General features: G+C 69.3%; 14 protein-coding genes. 8 read left to right on the top strand and 6 right to left on the bottom strand.

What is annotated here, in order from left to right:
* Window positions 1-38: 38 nt before the first annotated feature.
* Window positions 39-356 carry a hypothetical protein gene (locus NRF20_RS29380; RefSeq protein ID WP_413753594.1) on the bottom strand — a complete coding sequence of 106 codons (318 nt, stop codon included), beginning with the start codon at window positions 354-356 and terminating at the stop codon, window positions 39-41.
* A 182-nt stretch (window positions 357-538) separates the two neighbouring features.
* Between NRF20_RS29380 and NRF20_RS29375 the strand changes: the two genes are divergently transcribed.
* The 7 genes from NRF20_RS29375 (at window position 539) to NRF20_RS29345 (ending at window position 5,703) form a co-directional block, all read left to right on the top strand.
* A complete protein-coding gene (locus tag NRF20_RS29375; RefSeq protein WP_398628846.1) occupies window positions 539-1,336 on the top strand; it encodes a helix-turn-helix domain-containing protein in 798 nt (265 codons plus the stop codon).
* Window positions 1,329-1,550, top strand: coding sequence for a DUF397 domain-containing protein (locus NRF20_RS29370; RefSeq protein ID WP_398628847.1), 222 nt, complete (start codon window positions 1,329-1,331; stop codon window positions 1,548-1,550). Before NRF20_RS29375 ends, NRF20_RS29370 begins: the two co-directional genes overlap by 8 nt.
* 66 nt (window positions 1,551-1,616) lie before the next feature.
* Window positions 1,617-1,796 carry a hypothetical protein gene (locus tag NRF20_RS29365; protein WP_398628848.1) on the top strand — a complete coding sequence of 60 codons (180 nt, stop codon included), beginning with the start codon at window positions 1,617-1,619 and terminating at the stop codon, window positions 1,794-1,796.
* Between the two features lie 205 nt (window positions 1,797-2,001).
* The gene (locus tag NRF20_RS29360) at window positions 2,002-2,421 is read left to right on the top strand and encodes a peptidase inhibitor family I36 protein (protein WP_266361369.1); all 420 of its coding nucleotides are present in this window, start codon (window positions 2,002-2,004) and stop codon (window positions 2,419-2,421) included.
* A 201-nt stretch (window positions 2,422-2,622) separates the two neighbouring features.
* On the top strand, window positions 2,623-3,780 hold the full coding sequence (locus NRF20_RS29355) for an acyl-CoA dehydrogenase family protein (RefSeq protein WP_398628849.1): 1,158 nt from the start codon (window positions 2,623-2,625) through the stop codon (window positions 3,778-3,780).
* A gap of 19 nt (window positions 3,781-3,799) precedes the next feature.
* The gene (tesB, locus tag NRF20_RS29350; protein ID WP_398628850.1) at window positions 3,800-4,675 is read left to right on the top strand and encodes an acyl-CoA thioesterase II; all 876 of its coding nucleotides are present in this window, start codon (window positions 3,800-3,802) and stop codon (window positions 4,673-4,675) included.
* 56 nt (window positions 4,676-4,731) lie between these two features.
* On the top strand, window positions 4,732-5,703 hold the full coding sequence (locus NRF20_RS29345) for a cation diffusion facilitator family transporter (RefSeq protein WP_398628851.1): 972 nt from the start codon (window positions 4,732-4,734) through the stop codon (window positions 5,701-5,703).
* Between the two features lie 55 nt (window positions 5,704-5,758).
* Here the strand turns inward: NRF20_RS29345 and NRF20_RS29340 are convergent, their stop codons facing one another.
* From NRF20_RS29340 to NRF20_RS29320, 5 genes are all read right to left on the bottom strand, one after another.
* Window positions 5,759-6,538: a phosphatase gene (locus NRF20_RS29340; RefSeq protein WP_384457119.1), complete on the bottom strand. Its 780-nt coding sequence runs from the start codon at window positions 6,536-6,538 to the stop codon at window positions 5,759-5,761.
* Between the two features lie 99 nt (window positions 6,539-6,637).
* Window positions 6,638-8,143 carry a DUF6056 family protein gene (locus tag NRF20_RS29335; RefSeq protein ID WP_398628852.1) on the bottom strand — a complete coding sequence of 502 codons (1,506 nt, stop codon included), beginning with the start codon at window positions 8,141-8,143 and terminating at the stop codon, window positions 6,638-6,640.
* 94 nt (window positions 8,144-8,237) lie between these two features.
* The gene (locus NRF20_RS29330; RefSeq protein WP_413753593.1) at window positions 8,238-9,686 is read right to left on the bottom strand and encodes a glycosyltransferase; all 1,449 of its coding nucleotides are present in this window, start codon (window positions 9,684-9,686) and stop codon (window positions 8,238-8,240) included.
* A 193-nt stretch (window positions 9,687-9,879) separates the two neighbouring features.
* Entirely contained in the window at window positions 9,880-10,485 is a 606-nt protein-coding gene (locus tag NRF20_RS29325; protein WP_398628854.1) for a TetR/AcrR family transcriptional regulator, read from the bottom strand.
* Between the two features lie 176 nt (window positions 10,486-10,661).
* Window positions 10,662-11,900, bottom strand: a complete 1,239-nt coding sequence (locus tag NRF20_RS29320) for a DUF418 domain-containing protein (protein WP_398628855.1) — start codon at window positions 11,898-11,900, stop codon at window positions 10,662-10,664.
* Between the two features lie 324 nt (window positions 11,901-12,224).
* On the opposite strand from NRF20_RS29320, the gene NRF20_RS29315 reads away from it, so the two are divergent.
* Entirely contained in the window at window positions 12,225-13,847 is a 1,623-nt protein-coding gene (locus tag NRF20_RS29315; protein ID WP_398628856.1) for a carboxyl transferase domain-containing protein, read from the top strand.
* The last annotated feature ends 7 nt before the right edge of the window (window positions 13,848-13,854 follow it).

The following is a 13,854-nucleotide window of genomic DNA, read 5'->3' as shown; positions in this document are numbered from 1 at the left end:
TCACAAGGTTCGCCCTCGGCACCGTTGAGCCCGCCGGCTCAGGCCTCCGTCGCAACGTCCCCGCATGAGGGCACGGGGATCCTGGCCCCTCGGCTCTCTGCGATCCGGTGGACGTCGCGCAACGCCTCGGCCATCCGGGCCGCGAGGAACCGGAGTTGCGCGTTGGTGACCCGCTGATCCGCCAGTATGTCGGCGGCGTGGTCGAGAAGCTCCACGGACATGGAGAGCTGCACCGCCTCCATGTCGTCGGCGAGCCGGGAGATGTACCCGGTCCCGTCCGAGTCGACGTAACAGGGCTTGCCCTCCGGACTGGCCCACGGCAGCAGTCGCAGAGCGCCGTACCGGCCGCCGTTCATGCCGGCACCGCCGGCCACAACACCCGCCACCGGGCCATGCATTGCATCATGTCGCCAACTCCGTTGTCTTGATCGAGGATCGCGTAGCGGTACGCAGCGATCCACTCACAGAGTGAGACGGTGCGGACTAGGCTCGCCAGGGGGTTCCAGGTGACAGGCCCTTTGGCGCACGGGAGTTGACCATGAGTAATACCTATGGCGATTGGTTGAAGGCACAGCGGGAAGCGGCCGGACTGACACAGCAGGAGCTGGCCGACGCGGCGATCATGACGCGCTCGCACATCTCACACATCGAGGCGGGGCGCCGCATCCCGTCGAAGGAAGACGCCCGACGCCTGGACAAAGCCCTCAACACAGGGAACGTACTGAGCAGTTTCCTGCCGGGCAAGAATGACGGCACGATCGCCGACTTCTTCGAGCCCGCGCGCCAGCTCGAACAGCAGGCCACGATGATCAGGGAGTTCGCTCTGAACTTCGTGCCCGGCATCCTTCAGACGGAGAGGTACGCTCGCGCGGTACTCGGCCCGGCGTTCCCGCCCAAGAGCGACGAAGAGCGTGACAAGCACGTCGTCACACGCCTGGAACGAGCCAAGATCCTGAATAATCCGGTGACGCCCGTAGTTTGGGCGTTGCTTGACGAGGCGGTGCTGCATCGCCCCGTAGGCGGGCCGGACGTCATGGCGGAGCAGCTCATGCACATCGTCCGGCTGGCCGAGACCGAGCGGATCCGTGTGCACGTGCTGCCCTTCGCGCTGGGCTTTCACCCGCTCATGGAGAGCATGCTCACCTTGATGTGGTTCGAGGACCAACCACCCGTGGCGTACAGCGAGGCCCTACGCATGGGGAAGGTGCATGACTCTCCGTCCGTGGTGAGGCAGTTGCAGAGCCGCTACGATCTCGCTTTGAGCGACGCCCTGCCGCTGAAGGAGTCACAAGCCCTGCTAAGGGCGACAGTGAAGGAATACGCACACCATGACTGACCGCACCGTCCTGGACGCATCGACGCTCAGCGGCTGGCGCAAGTCGTCGCACAGCGGAAGCGAATCCGGCAGCTGCGTCGAGGTGTTGGACGGTCACCCCTCCGGCGTCCCCGTCCGCGACTCCAAGGCCCCGCACGGCCCCGCCCTCGTCTTCCCGGCAGTCGGCTGGTCAGCCTTCGTCGACGCGGTCAAGGACGACAACTTCCCCGCCTGAACGTCCCGTCCCCGGACCACAGCAAAGGCGGACCGGGGACGGGGCTGTTCGGGCCGCGCGAGTTCGGTGGCGGTCTCCGTATCCGTGGACGGCGGCACTTCGTGGACCCGGGTCCCGGTCGAGCGGGGCGCCGTCGAGATCCACAACCCGCGCGCGGGCACCGGCGTCTCTTTGCGCGCCGCGCTGACCGACACCGATGGGAACACCCTCACCCAGACCGTCATCGACGCCTACCGCACTCGGTGATCCCGTGAAGCCTGCCCCCATGACCCCGCGGTCCGGGCAGGCGAACGGCGAACGTGCGCGCCGGTGTACACAGGGGCGCCCCGAACCGTGACGCACGCTTCGGGCGCCCCTCCCTCCGCCCTGGCTTCTGCGGCAACAGCCGTGACACGGTGGTGATCACCAAGAGTGCCCGCTTCATCACACATGGGAATGAAGGGACTTCGCCATGAACCGCATCACCGCGCTCGCCGCCACCTCGATCGCCTTGACCCTAGGGCTCGGCGCCGGACCCGCCGCAGCCACAGCAGCCGAGAACGCCGCCGTCGAAACCGCCACCGTCCAGAACGCCGCCGTCGAGAGCGCCAGGGCTTCCTACAACTGCAGCCCCGGGTACTTCTGTATCTACAGCGACTGGAACGGAGGTGGCACCCGCTGCCAGTGGTCGGACAAGAAGCGGGCGAATACCGCCGACGACTGCTCCTTCATCCAGCGGGGCCAGAACGTCCGCTCCGTGTGGAACGCGACCGGGCACCGCGTTCAGTACTACACGCAGACCAACTACAACGCCCGGGTCGGATCCACCCCTGCCGGAAGCGGCGGCAACCTCCAGGGGAACTACCAGATCCGCTCCTTCAAGCCCCAGTAGGGACCGGAGGCAGCGCAAGAGCCCTTCCCGGCCGCCGGCCGGGAAGGGCTCTTGCGCGTCCGCGGCCGGATGCTCCGCGCGGGCGTGCTGAGCATCACCCTGGACAGCTTCGGTGACCGCCGGGTAACTTTTGACCAGGACTGAGCAAGCGCTTAGCCAGTCCGGCCGAATCCCGCCCGAAGCTGACCAAGGAGGCACCCCGTGCGCCGTACGGTATTCAACGAGGACCACGAGGCGTTCCGGGAGACCATCCGCGCCTTCATCGAGGCCGAGGTCACCCCCGTCTACGACGAGTGGTTCGCGGCCGGCCAGGTGCCCCGCGACTTCTACTACAAGCTCGCCGAGCTGGGCATATTCGGCATCGAGGTGCCGGAGGAGTTCGGCGGCGCCGGGGTCGAGTCCTTCAAGTTCGAGGCGATCATCTCCGAGGAGTGCGCCCGCGCGGCCGTCAACTTCGGTGGCTCCGGCGTGCACGTCCTGCTCTGCCTGCCGTACATCAAGGCGTACGCCACCGAGGAGCAGAAGAAGCGCTGGCTGCCGGACTTCGTCACCGGCAAGACGATGTACGCCATTGCCATGACCGAGCCGGGCACCGGTTCCGACCTGGCCGGCATGAAGACCACCGCCAAGCTCTCCGAGGACGGCACGCACTACATCCTCAACGGCGCCAAGACGTTCATCACCGGTGGCGTCCACGCCGACCGGGTGATCGTCTGCGCCCGTACCGCCGCCCCGAAGGAGGACGACCGCCGCTTCGGTATCTCCCTCCTCGTCGTCGACACCAAGGCCGAGGGCTACTCGGTCGGCCGCAAGCTCGACAAGCTGGGCCTGCGCACCTCCGACACCGCCGAGCTGGCGTTCGTCGACGTCAAGGTGCCGGTCGAGGACCTCCTCGGCGAGGAGAACAAGGGCTTCTCCTACCTCGGTCAGAACCTGCCGCAGGAGCGCCTCGGCATCGCCGTCGGCGCGTACGCGCAGGCCAAGGCCGCAGTCCGGTTCGCCCAGCAGTACGTACAGGAGCGCACTGTCTTCGGCAAGACCGTCGCGTCCTTCCAGAACACCAAGTTCGAGCTGGCCGCCTGCCAGGCCGAGGTGGACGCCGCCGAGGCCGTCTGCGACCGCGCCATCGAGGCCCACGACGCCGGTGAGCTGACCGCCGCCGAGGCCGCCTCCGCGAAGCTGTTCTGCACCGAGGTCGCGCACCGCGTCATCGACCGCTGCCTCCAGCTGCACGGTGGCTACGGCTACATGAACGAGTACCCGATCGCCCGCCTGTACGCGGACAACCGGGTCAACCGCATCTACGGCGGCACCAGCGAGGTCATGAAGTCGATCATCGCCAAGTCCATGGGCCTGTAAGAGCGGTTACGTTCCCTCCATGAGCTCAGCACTTGACTCCCTGCTCGATCTGCTCGACCTGGAGCAGATCGAGCGGGACATCTTCCGGGGCAGGAGCCGTTCGGCGGTCGTGCCCCGCGTCTTCGGCGGCCAGGTCGCGGCCCAGGCCCTGGTCGCCGCAGGCCGTACCGTCCCGGCCGACCGAACCGCCCACTCCCTGCACTCGTACTTCCTGCGGATGGGCGACCCGGGCGCGCCGATCGTCTACAGCGTCGACCGCATCCGTGACGGCCGTTCCTTCACCACCCGTCGGGTCGTCGCCGTCCAGCACGGCCAGCCGATCTTCCATCTCTCGGCGTCCTTCCAGACGTACGAGGAGGGCCTGGAGCACCAGGCGGACATGCCGCCCGCCCCGGACCCGGAGACGCTGCCCACGGCCGCGCAGATGCTGCCCCGGTACGCGGACCGCTTCAGCGATCCGGGTGTCGTGGACCGGCTGATCGAGGCACGGGCCGCCGTCGACCTGCGGTACGTGGACGCGCCGCCCTTCGGCACGGTCGGCGAACCGCGCGAGCCCCGCTCCCAGGTGTGGTTCCGCACCAACGGCAAGCTCGCGGACGACCCGCTGCTGCATGTCTGCATGGCGACGTACGTCTCCGACATGACGCTGCTCGACTCGGTGCTCCTCGCCCACGGGCGCGGCGGCTGGGCGGTCGGCGACGTGGTCGGCGCGAGCCTGGACCACGCGATGTGGTTCCACCGTCCCTTCCGGGCCGACGAATGGCTGCTGTACGACCAGGAGTCGCCGTCCGCGTCCGGCGGGCGCGGGCTCGGTCAGGCCCGTATCTACACGCAGGACGGCCGGCTGGCGATCACCGTCATCCAGGAGGGCGTGGTCCGCGTCCCCCGGGACTGACCCGTCCCCCCGGACTGAACAGGCCACGGCCCGTCAATTCGGACATACTCCCCACCATGAGTGACGAGAAAGCTGGTGGTGGGGAGTCCCTGTTCACGGTCGTCGTCGCGGCGGCCGCAAATCTCGGCATCGCCGTGGCCAAGGCCGTCGCCGGACTGATCAGCGGATCGAGCGCGATGCTCTCCGAGGCGGCGCACTCGGTCGCCGACACGGTCACCGAGCTGATGCTGCTCACCGCCCTGAAACGCAGTGAGAAACCCGCCGACGCCGAACACCCGCTGGGCTACGGCCCCGAGCGCTACGTCTGGGCGATGCTCGCCTCCGTCGCCACGTTCGTCGGTGGTGCGGTCTTCTCCGTCTACGACGGCATCCACACTCTCGCGACGGGCGAGGAGCTCGGCGATCCGCTCGTCTCGTACATCGTGCTCGGCGTGGCCTTCCTCCTTGAGGGCTACTCGTTGCGTACCGGGCTCCGGCAGGTCCGCAGCGAGGCCGCGCGGCTGGGGGCGCCCACCGCCCACTACTTCCGCTTCACCCCCGACACCGCGGTGAAGGCCGTGGTGATGGAGGACTCGGCGGCGCTGGCGGGTCTGCTGCTCGCCGCGGGCGGGCTGCTCGGCGGCCAGTTGACCGGCTCCGGGGTCTGGGACGGCGTCGCGTCGATCCTGATCGGGGTGCTGCTGGTGTACGTCGCCTGGGTGCTGGGCCGGTCCAACGCCCAGCTGCTGATCGGCCGGCCGGTGCCGCAGGCGATGCGTGCCGGCATCCGCGAGGAACTGCTCTCCGTCCCGCACATCATCGACGTACTGGAACTGACCACGCTGATCCAGGGCCCGACCGAGATCCTGATCGCAGCGAAGATCGACTTCCGGGACGTGTCGAGCGCGGAGCAGATCGAGTGGGCCTGCGAGGAGGCCGAGGAGCAGTTGCGGGAGCGGTATCCGTCGATCCGCCGGGTCTATCTGGATCCGACGCCGGGGCTGGGCCGGCAGCGCCGGGCAGCCGGTTCGCGCCCGCCCGGCGGATGAGCATCGGGCGCCGGATCAGTCGGTGCCCGATCAATCGGCGTCGGACGAGTCGGCCTCAGATCAGCCCCGCCGCGTCCAGCAGATAGTCCGTCAGCGGGTCGTAGAAACGCGGGTCCAGCACATGGTCGTCCAGCGGTACGGCCACCTGGAGCGTCCCTTCCGCCTCGCCGAGGAACAGCGCCGGGTCGTTGCAGTCCGCGTACCCCACCGCGTCCAGCCCGCGCTGCGCCGCGCACCCCGCCCACCCGTGGTCGGCGACCACCAGGTCCGGCAGCGGCCGGCTCTCCCGCTCCAGACCGTCCAGGATCGCGGCCATCGGGGCGGGCGAGTGCGTGTGCCAGAGCGTCGCGCCGCGCTCCTGCACCGCGACGTCCGCGAACTGGAACACCATGCCCTCGTCGGCCACCAGCCCCGAGGGAATCCGTACGATCTCGCAGCCGGCCGCCCGCAGCGCCTGAGCGGTCTGCCGGTGCACGTCGAGGAGCCCGCCCGGGTGCCCGGTCGCGAACAGCACCCGCTGTGCCCCCGCCGCCGCCTTCCGCAGCCGTGCCGCCATCCGCTCCAGGGCGTCGACCGTCAGCTCCGGGTCGATGGTGTCCTGTCCGAACCGGTGCTCCGGGTCGTCGCTGACCCCGCAGCGCTCGGCCATCACGGCCAGCACGTCCTGCTCGTCGCGCCACCGGTCCCCGAGCTCCAGGCCCAGCCAGTAGTGGCGGTCGCCGTTGGCGAGCTTGCGGTAGTGGGAGAGGTTGTTGTCGCGGGGTGTGGCGACGTCTCCGGCGATGCGCGTACGGACGAGGTGTTCGACGAGGGCGGCACGGCTGGGTATCGGCATGAACCCATTGTGCCGTCAGGTGTGCGCAGTGTGCCGGGTGTCTTGCACGACGGACGGGCCGGCTGCCCGGCGAAACGCACGGACCGGCCCGCCGGCCGCTCAAGGAAGCCGGGTCGAGTACGTGACCTTCTTGAGGTGGTAGTACTTGGCGACGCACTGCCCCGGCCACACCTTCCGGCCCTGATTGCCGAACGGCTCCACCATCCCGCTGACCGACACCGGTGTGTACGGAAGCACCTGGGTGCCGCGCGCCGCCTGGGCCTTCAACCACCGGTCCTGGCGGTCCCAGCGCTGGGCGCGCACGTCCATCTTCGGTTCCAGCTGGGACAACGGGACGGCAAGACCGACGCAGGCCGCAGCACACACGGCTCCGGCGGCCACCGACGTCAGCGCGCTGATCCCCCACCGGCGATTGCGCAGCGCCCGTCCCAGCAGGGCGCCGACGGCGACCAGGAGCATCACGTACAGCAGGAGGAAATCGCCCCAGACGCGCGGCGCTCTCACCACACTCTGCCCGAAGGCCGGGTAGGTGATGAGGGTACAGAGGTACCCGGAGACCAGGAAGGCGAGGAATCCGACGAGGACCGCGAGGAGGGGCCTGCGCCGCAGGAGCCCGCCCGGTCCCTGCTCACCACCGCGCACCATCAGTCCCAGCAGTACGCCGACGGCGACCGCTCCCAGGTACTGCCAGGTCGTGAAGATCGTCCCCAGGATCTCCCCGAACGCCCGCAGCGCCGCCGTCAGCGTCTCCGGGCCGAACACGGAGGCGGTGTCGGCGCCGAACCGCTCACGCCGGGCGCGTGCGCCGGGCGACACGTACAGGATGACCGCCCCGACCGCGACCCCGGCGAAGGCGACCACGCACCAGATACGCGCATGGGTCCGGCCGGAACCGGGAAGGGCCCAGCAGCTGATCACCAGGAGAGCGGCCAGCACGACGAGCGCGACGGCCGACGTCTCCTCCGACAGCGCGCCGATGAAGACCCCGCCCACGTATGCGGTGCCCAGCGCGAAGGCTCGTCCCCACCTGGTCCGTGCGCGCAGCAGAGGGATCACGGCGGCGCAGGCCAGTACCGGTGCGACGGTGTGCGACACGGAGGAGGCGGGCCAGTAGAACGTCTTGTACGTGTTGGACGTCGCGAGAAGGAAGACCGCCGTCATCATCGCCGCCACCAGCAGCGCGAGCCCGCGCGGCCCGGTCAGCCCGGCCCTCTTGAGCGCCGAGGCGGTCAGCAGCCAGAGGATGCCCAGCATGAGCATCCCGCTGACCAGGGCGAACCACCGCTGGCCCGCGACGCCGAAGGACCCGTACGCGACGACCAGCAGCGCGTTGGCCACGCGTCCGTTGTCGTGGAAGAAGAACTTCGCGATCATTCCGGAGGCGCCCTCGTCGCGTACGACCGGAAGGAAGCACCAGTCGTCCCCGCCCGGGCGGACCAGGCGGCCGATCCAGAAGGCCGCGCCGAGCAGGGCGAGCGGCAGCAGGGTGAGGGCCGCCGTCCAGATCGTCGCCCGTCGCCGTGAGGGGCCGGGGTGGTTCTCCGGTTGGTGGGATTTCTCGTTCTCCTGCTGTGTGCCAATGGTTTTCGCGGTGTCAGCGGTCATGTGCGCTGCTGCCCTTCGTACGTTGCTCGCGTCTTGCGCGCCGAGAGGTTCAGACGGTGTGGGATCAAGGTGTGGTGTGTCCGGCACGTCCCGGTCAGACGGCACGTTGGCGGGCCAGGGCGGCACCGGAGTCGATGGCCCAGCGGGCGAGCAGGAACGAGAAGGGGGTGGCGAGGATTCCCGCGGCCACGGCGGCGATGTTCTTGTCCAGGCCCAGCCGGCTGACGCCGAGGTAGAGCAGGGCGCCGGTGAGGACGAGATTGACGATGCTCGACAGGGGATACCGGACGAAGGCGTGCCAGGTCGGCTTCGTGCGGCAGGTGATGTACGAGTTGAGAAGGAACGATCCCACGATGCTGGTCGCATATCCGACGACATGCGCGGCCAGATAGGGAATCCAGGTGTTCAGCGAGGCGTACACCGCCAGATACACCGCCGTATTGATGGTCCCGAGCATCGCGAAAATGATGAACTGGCGTACGGTGCGGGACCTGGCGGCCCCGAGCGCGGTCGCCCCGGCGTGCCCCGCCACCGGTCTCTCGACCACGGGTGCGGGCGAAGCGACAGGGACCTCGTCCGGCGTATCGGGTGGAATATCGACCGGGGGAATGTTCGGGGATTCGTTCGTTTCGCGCACCACGTAATGCGGACGGCGTTTCGACTCGCTGTAGATGCGTCCCACGTATTCGCCGATGATGCCGAGCGTGGCGAGCTGGATGCCGCCGAGCGCCACGACGGCGGTCAGCAGGGTGGTGTAGCCGGGTACGGCGACACCGTGCAGAACAACGTCGGCGATGATCCACAGGGCGTATCCCAGTGCCGCCAGCGCGAGGGCGAGGCCGACGTGGATCGCAAGGCGCAGCGGACGGCTGTTGAAGGAGATCAGTCCGTCGATCCCGTAGTTGAGCAGATGCCTGCTGCCCCACTTCGAACTCCCGGCCGCACGCTGGATGTTCTGGTAGGTGAAGCTGACGGTGTCGAAGCCGACCCAGGAGAAGATCCCCTTGGAGAACCGGTTGGTCTCGGGCAGCGCGAGTACGGCGTCCACCGCGGTGCGTGACAGCAGCCTGAAGTCGCCCTCGCCGTCGACGACCTCGACGTCCATGCACCGGCCCATGGCCCGGTAGTAGGCGGCGCTGAGAAAGGTACGCAGGGCACCTTCACCCGTCCGGTCCCGCCTCGCGACGACCTGGTCGTACCCGCGACGGCGCAACTCCAGCATGCGGGGGAGAAGTTCGGGCGGATGCTGGAGGTCGGCGTCCATGAGCACGACGGCTTCGCCGCGGGACATGCGCAGCCCCGCGAGCATGGCGGCCTCCTTGCCGAAATTGCGGCTGAAGGAGGTGTAGCGGACCCGTCGGTCCGCGGTGGCGAGCGAGCCGATCCGGGCCCTGGTCCGGTCGCTGCTGCCGTCGTCGACATAACAGATCTCGAAGGTCCGCCGAGTCGGCTCGAGGGCGGAGATCAACGCATGGTGAAATGCCTCGATCACCTCGTCCTCATTGAAACAGGGGACAACGATCGAGACCTGACATCTTTTCATTTAATTTCCCATCAGGCGTGGGCGAGACAGCTCAAACCATATGCCTGCGGGTCACCGCGACACTCCGACCGGCGGAGCTCACTCGGAAAAGTGAAGGGAATTTGAGGGACTGCTTCTTCCCTGTCGTATCAATTCATATATTCAAAGGCCGGGCAGAAATCACGCCGCCCACCGACGGGCCCATGGCCAGGCCCTACGCGCGGGCCGCCGCCTCGAACGCCCCGCGCGCCAGCCGGTGCAGCAGCGCCGCCGTGTCCGCACGGTCCGGCTGCGCGTCGGGGCGGCCCAGGTGCGGGGTCGAGTTCAGGAGGCCGAAGACGGCATGAACGGCGGCGCGGGCCTCGTGCTCGGGCAGGTCCGGATACAGCTCGCGGACCACCTCCACCCACACCTCGACGTACTGCCGCTGGAGCTGTCGGACCCGCTTGCGGTCGGCGTCCCGGAGGCGGTCCAGCTCGCGGTCGTGGAGGGTGATCAGGGGGCGGTCGTCGAGGGCGAAGTCGATATGGCCCTCGATGAGCGCGTCGAGCAGGGCATGCGGGGAGCCGTCCCGGCAGGCCGCGTCCTCCGACACGCGCAGCTGCCCGCCCGCCAGCAGTCGCTCACTGATGCCGACCAGCAGCTCGGCGAGCATCGCGTCCTTGCCGGGGAAGTGCCGGTAGAGGCCGGGGCCGCTGATTCCGACGGCGGCACCTATCTCGTCGACGCCGACGCCGTGGAAGCCGCGCTCGGCAAAGAGGCGGGCAGCCTCCTTGAGGATCTGCTCGCGGCGGGTGGGGGCGTCCGTCCTGGTGGTCATGGATTCGATTCTAGACAGTCGGGTTAGCGAACGTTAACCGGATTGCAACGTGTCAACATTCATCGAGCCGGTCGAGTCGAGAGGTGACCACGCTTCTCGGCGAACGCGGCGCCGCGCGGGCCGGCACGGCTGTGCCGCACGTACGCCGCCTGCGTCAGCGGTCGCGGTCCGCCCGACTACGAAACCCTCCTGGCTCCCGCCTTCCCGGGCCGCGCCCACAGCGTCACCGCGCGCAGCAGCCACTCCACGGGCCCGAGCCGGTGGCGCCGCATCAGCCACCCGCTGAGCGCGAGCTGGCAGGCGTAGAGCACGAGCGCCCCGCCGACCGCCGCCGCCGCGCCCGTGCGGCCGTACAGCCCCAGGCCGTACCCGGTGAAGACGAGGGCCATGACGAGGGACTGGGTCAGGTAGTTGGTCAGCGCCATCCGCCCGGCGGGCGCGAGGACCCGGGCCGTCGCGGCGCCGCTCGGCGTGGTGAACCACAGCAGCAGCCCCGTGACGTACGCGGCCGAGAGCGCCGGGGCCGCGGCCAGACCGACCGCCAGGCCGAACAGTTCCCAGCGCTCCGGCAGCGGCCCCGCCATCCCCGCCGCGGAGAAGACCGCACCGGGGACTCCGACGGCGAGACCTGTCAGAAAGATGCGGAGCAGCCGCGCCCGGTCGGCGAGCGCGGCTGCTCCGAGCCACTGCCGCCGGCCGGCCACGAACCCCACGAGGAAGGCGGCGACGACATAACCGCCCATCAGCGGAAGGGCTGCCACGATGTCGGGCAGTGCCCTGATGTTGGCACCGACGACCTCGGTGAAGCCACCCCTGTAGGCGGCGGTCAGCTCGGCCTTCGCTGCGGCGGATTCGCTCAGGTCACCGGGATCGAACAGGGCGGCGCCCAGACCGACGAGCAGCAGGAACCCTCCGGCGACGCCGTACACCCAGAGCGCCGCCCGCCAGGCCTTCGCGGGCCCGGCGTTCCGGGCGGCCAGCAGGACCAGTCCGCACAGGGCGTACATCATGAGGATGTCGCCGGTGTAGAGCAGCACCGCGTGCGCGAGCCCGAGCACGAAGAGTCCGGCCAGCCGCCGTGACATCCGGGGGACGAAGCGCGCCCCGGCGCGGGCGGCCGAGTCCATCTGGAGGGTGAAGCTGTAGCCGAAGAGGAAGGAGAAGAGCAGGTAGAACTTCGACTGCGCGAGGAGAACGACCAGCCATTCCACGGCCCCGTCCGCCGCGTGCACATGCGCGAGCCCGCCCCTGGCACCCGGGGGCCCGGCCGTCGTCAGGACGTTCACGACCAGGATCCCGGCGAGCGCGAACCCGCGCAGGGCGTCCACTTCGAGGATGCGCGGCCTCTCGGTCACTCCCCTGGCCGCTCCCCCGCCCACTCCTCGCACCGACTGCGACTGCGACTGCTGCGTCATCTGCTGGTTCCCCCCACCCGATCGGCCGTCGGCCGTCACACGTCCCCGGCCATGACGACCGGAGCCCACACACGCCAGGCAACTCGCTCGGTCACGGCCCTCGTCGGACCGCGACCGGTGCCGCTCCGGGTCGGGAGCGGCGCGGGTCATTATTCCGGGCCCACCGCGGGCCCTGCCCTTTGCGGGACGTACGTGACCGATACCTGCCGCAACCACTGCGGGCACCGGCCGAACGGCCTGGACAAGACTGTTAGCGGTCGTTAACCTTGAGTCAGACGTTAACGCTCATTAACCACTGCGGTACGGGCAAGGGGGCTCGACACGATGCAGCAGGCACCGGTGCTGGCGAGCGCGGCCGATCCCGCCTCCGAGGCCTGGCAGGCCAACGAGGCGGCGCATCACGCGCTTGCCGACGAGCTGCGCAAGCGGCTCGCCACGGCCAGGTTCGGCGGGGGTGAGAAGGCCCGCGCCCGGCATGTGGCGCGCGGCAAGCTGCTGCCCCGGGACCGGGTGGACACGTTGCTGGACCCCGGGTCGCCCTTCCTGGAGCTGGCGCCGCTGGCGGCCGAAGGGCTGTACGGGGGCGCCGCCCCGGCGGCCGGGGTGATCGCCGGGATCGGCCGGGTCAGCGGCCGGGAGTGCGTGATCGTCGCCAATGACGCGACCGTCAAGGGCGGCACGTACTACCCGATGACCGTGAAGAAGCACCTCCGCGCCCAGGAAGTGGCGCTGGAGAACCGGCTCCCTTGCCTGTATCTCGTCGACTCGGGCGGGGCGTTCCTGCCGATGCAGGACGAGGTCTTCCCGGACCGGGAGCACTTCGGTCGGATCTTCTTCAACCAGGCCCGGATGTCGGGGGCCGGGATTCCGCAGATCGCGGCGGTGCTGGGCTCGTGCACGGCGGGCGGGGCGTACGTCCCCGCGATGAGCGACGAGGCCGTGATCGTCCGCAATCAGGGCACGATCTTCCTGGGCGGTCCGCCGCTGGTGAAGGCCGCCACCGGCGAGGTCGTGACGGCCGAGGAGCTGGGCGGCGGCGAGGTGCACTCCCGTACGTCGGGGGTGACCGACCATCTCGCCGAGGACGACGCACACGCGCTGCGGATCGTGCGGAACATCGTCGCCACGCTGCCGGAGCGCGGCGCGCTTCCGTGGTCGGTGCAGCCGGTCGAGGAGCCGAAGGTCGATCCCGCCGGGCTGTACGGGGCCGTCCCGGTCGATTCCCGGACGCCGTACGACGTACGGGAGGTGATCGCCCGGGTGGTGGACGCCTCCCGGTTCGCCGAGTTCAAGGCGGAGTACGGGACGACGCTGATCACCGGCTTCGCCCGTATCCACGGCCACCCGGTCGGGATCGTCGCCAACAACGGCATCCTGTTCTCCGAGTCCGCCCAGAAGGGCGCCCACTTCATCGAGCTGTGCGACCAGCGCGGTATCCCACTGGTCTTCCTGCAGAACATCTCGGGCTTCATGGTGGGGCGGGACTACGAGGCCGGCGGCATCGCCAAGCACGGCGCGAAGATGGTCACGGCCGTCGCCTGCACCCGTGTGCCGAAGCTGACCGTCGTGGTCGGCGGGTCGTACGGGGCGGGCAACTACTCGATGTGCGGGCGGGCCTACTCACCGCGCTTCCTGTGGATGTGGCCCAACGCGAAGATCTCCGTCATGGGCGGCGAGCAGGCCGCATCCGTCCTCGCGACGGTCAAGCGCGACCAGCTGGGCGACGACTGGAGCGCGGCGGACGAGGAGGCCTTCAAGGCCCCGATCCGTGAGCAGTACGAGACCCAGGGCAATGCGTACTACGCCACGGCGCGGCTGTGGGACGACGGTGTGATCGACCCGATGGAGACCCGGCAGGTGCTGGGGCTCGCTCTGACCGCTTGCGCCAACGCTCCACTTTCCCAAAGGGACCCCGCAGCACCCGGCTTCGGCGTCTTCCGGATGTGAGGAACAG

Origin of the sequence: Streptomyces sp. R-74717 (assembly GCF_047305335.1) — a bacterium.
Taxonomy (GTDB): domain Bacteria; phylum Actinomycetota; class Actinomycetes; order Streptomycetales; family Streptomycetaceae; genus Streptomyces; species Streptomyces atratus.
This window is presented reverse-complemented; position numbering and strand designations above follow the sequence as displayed.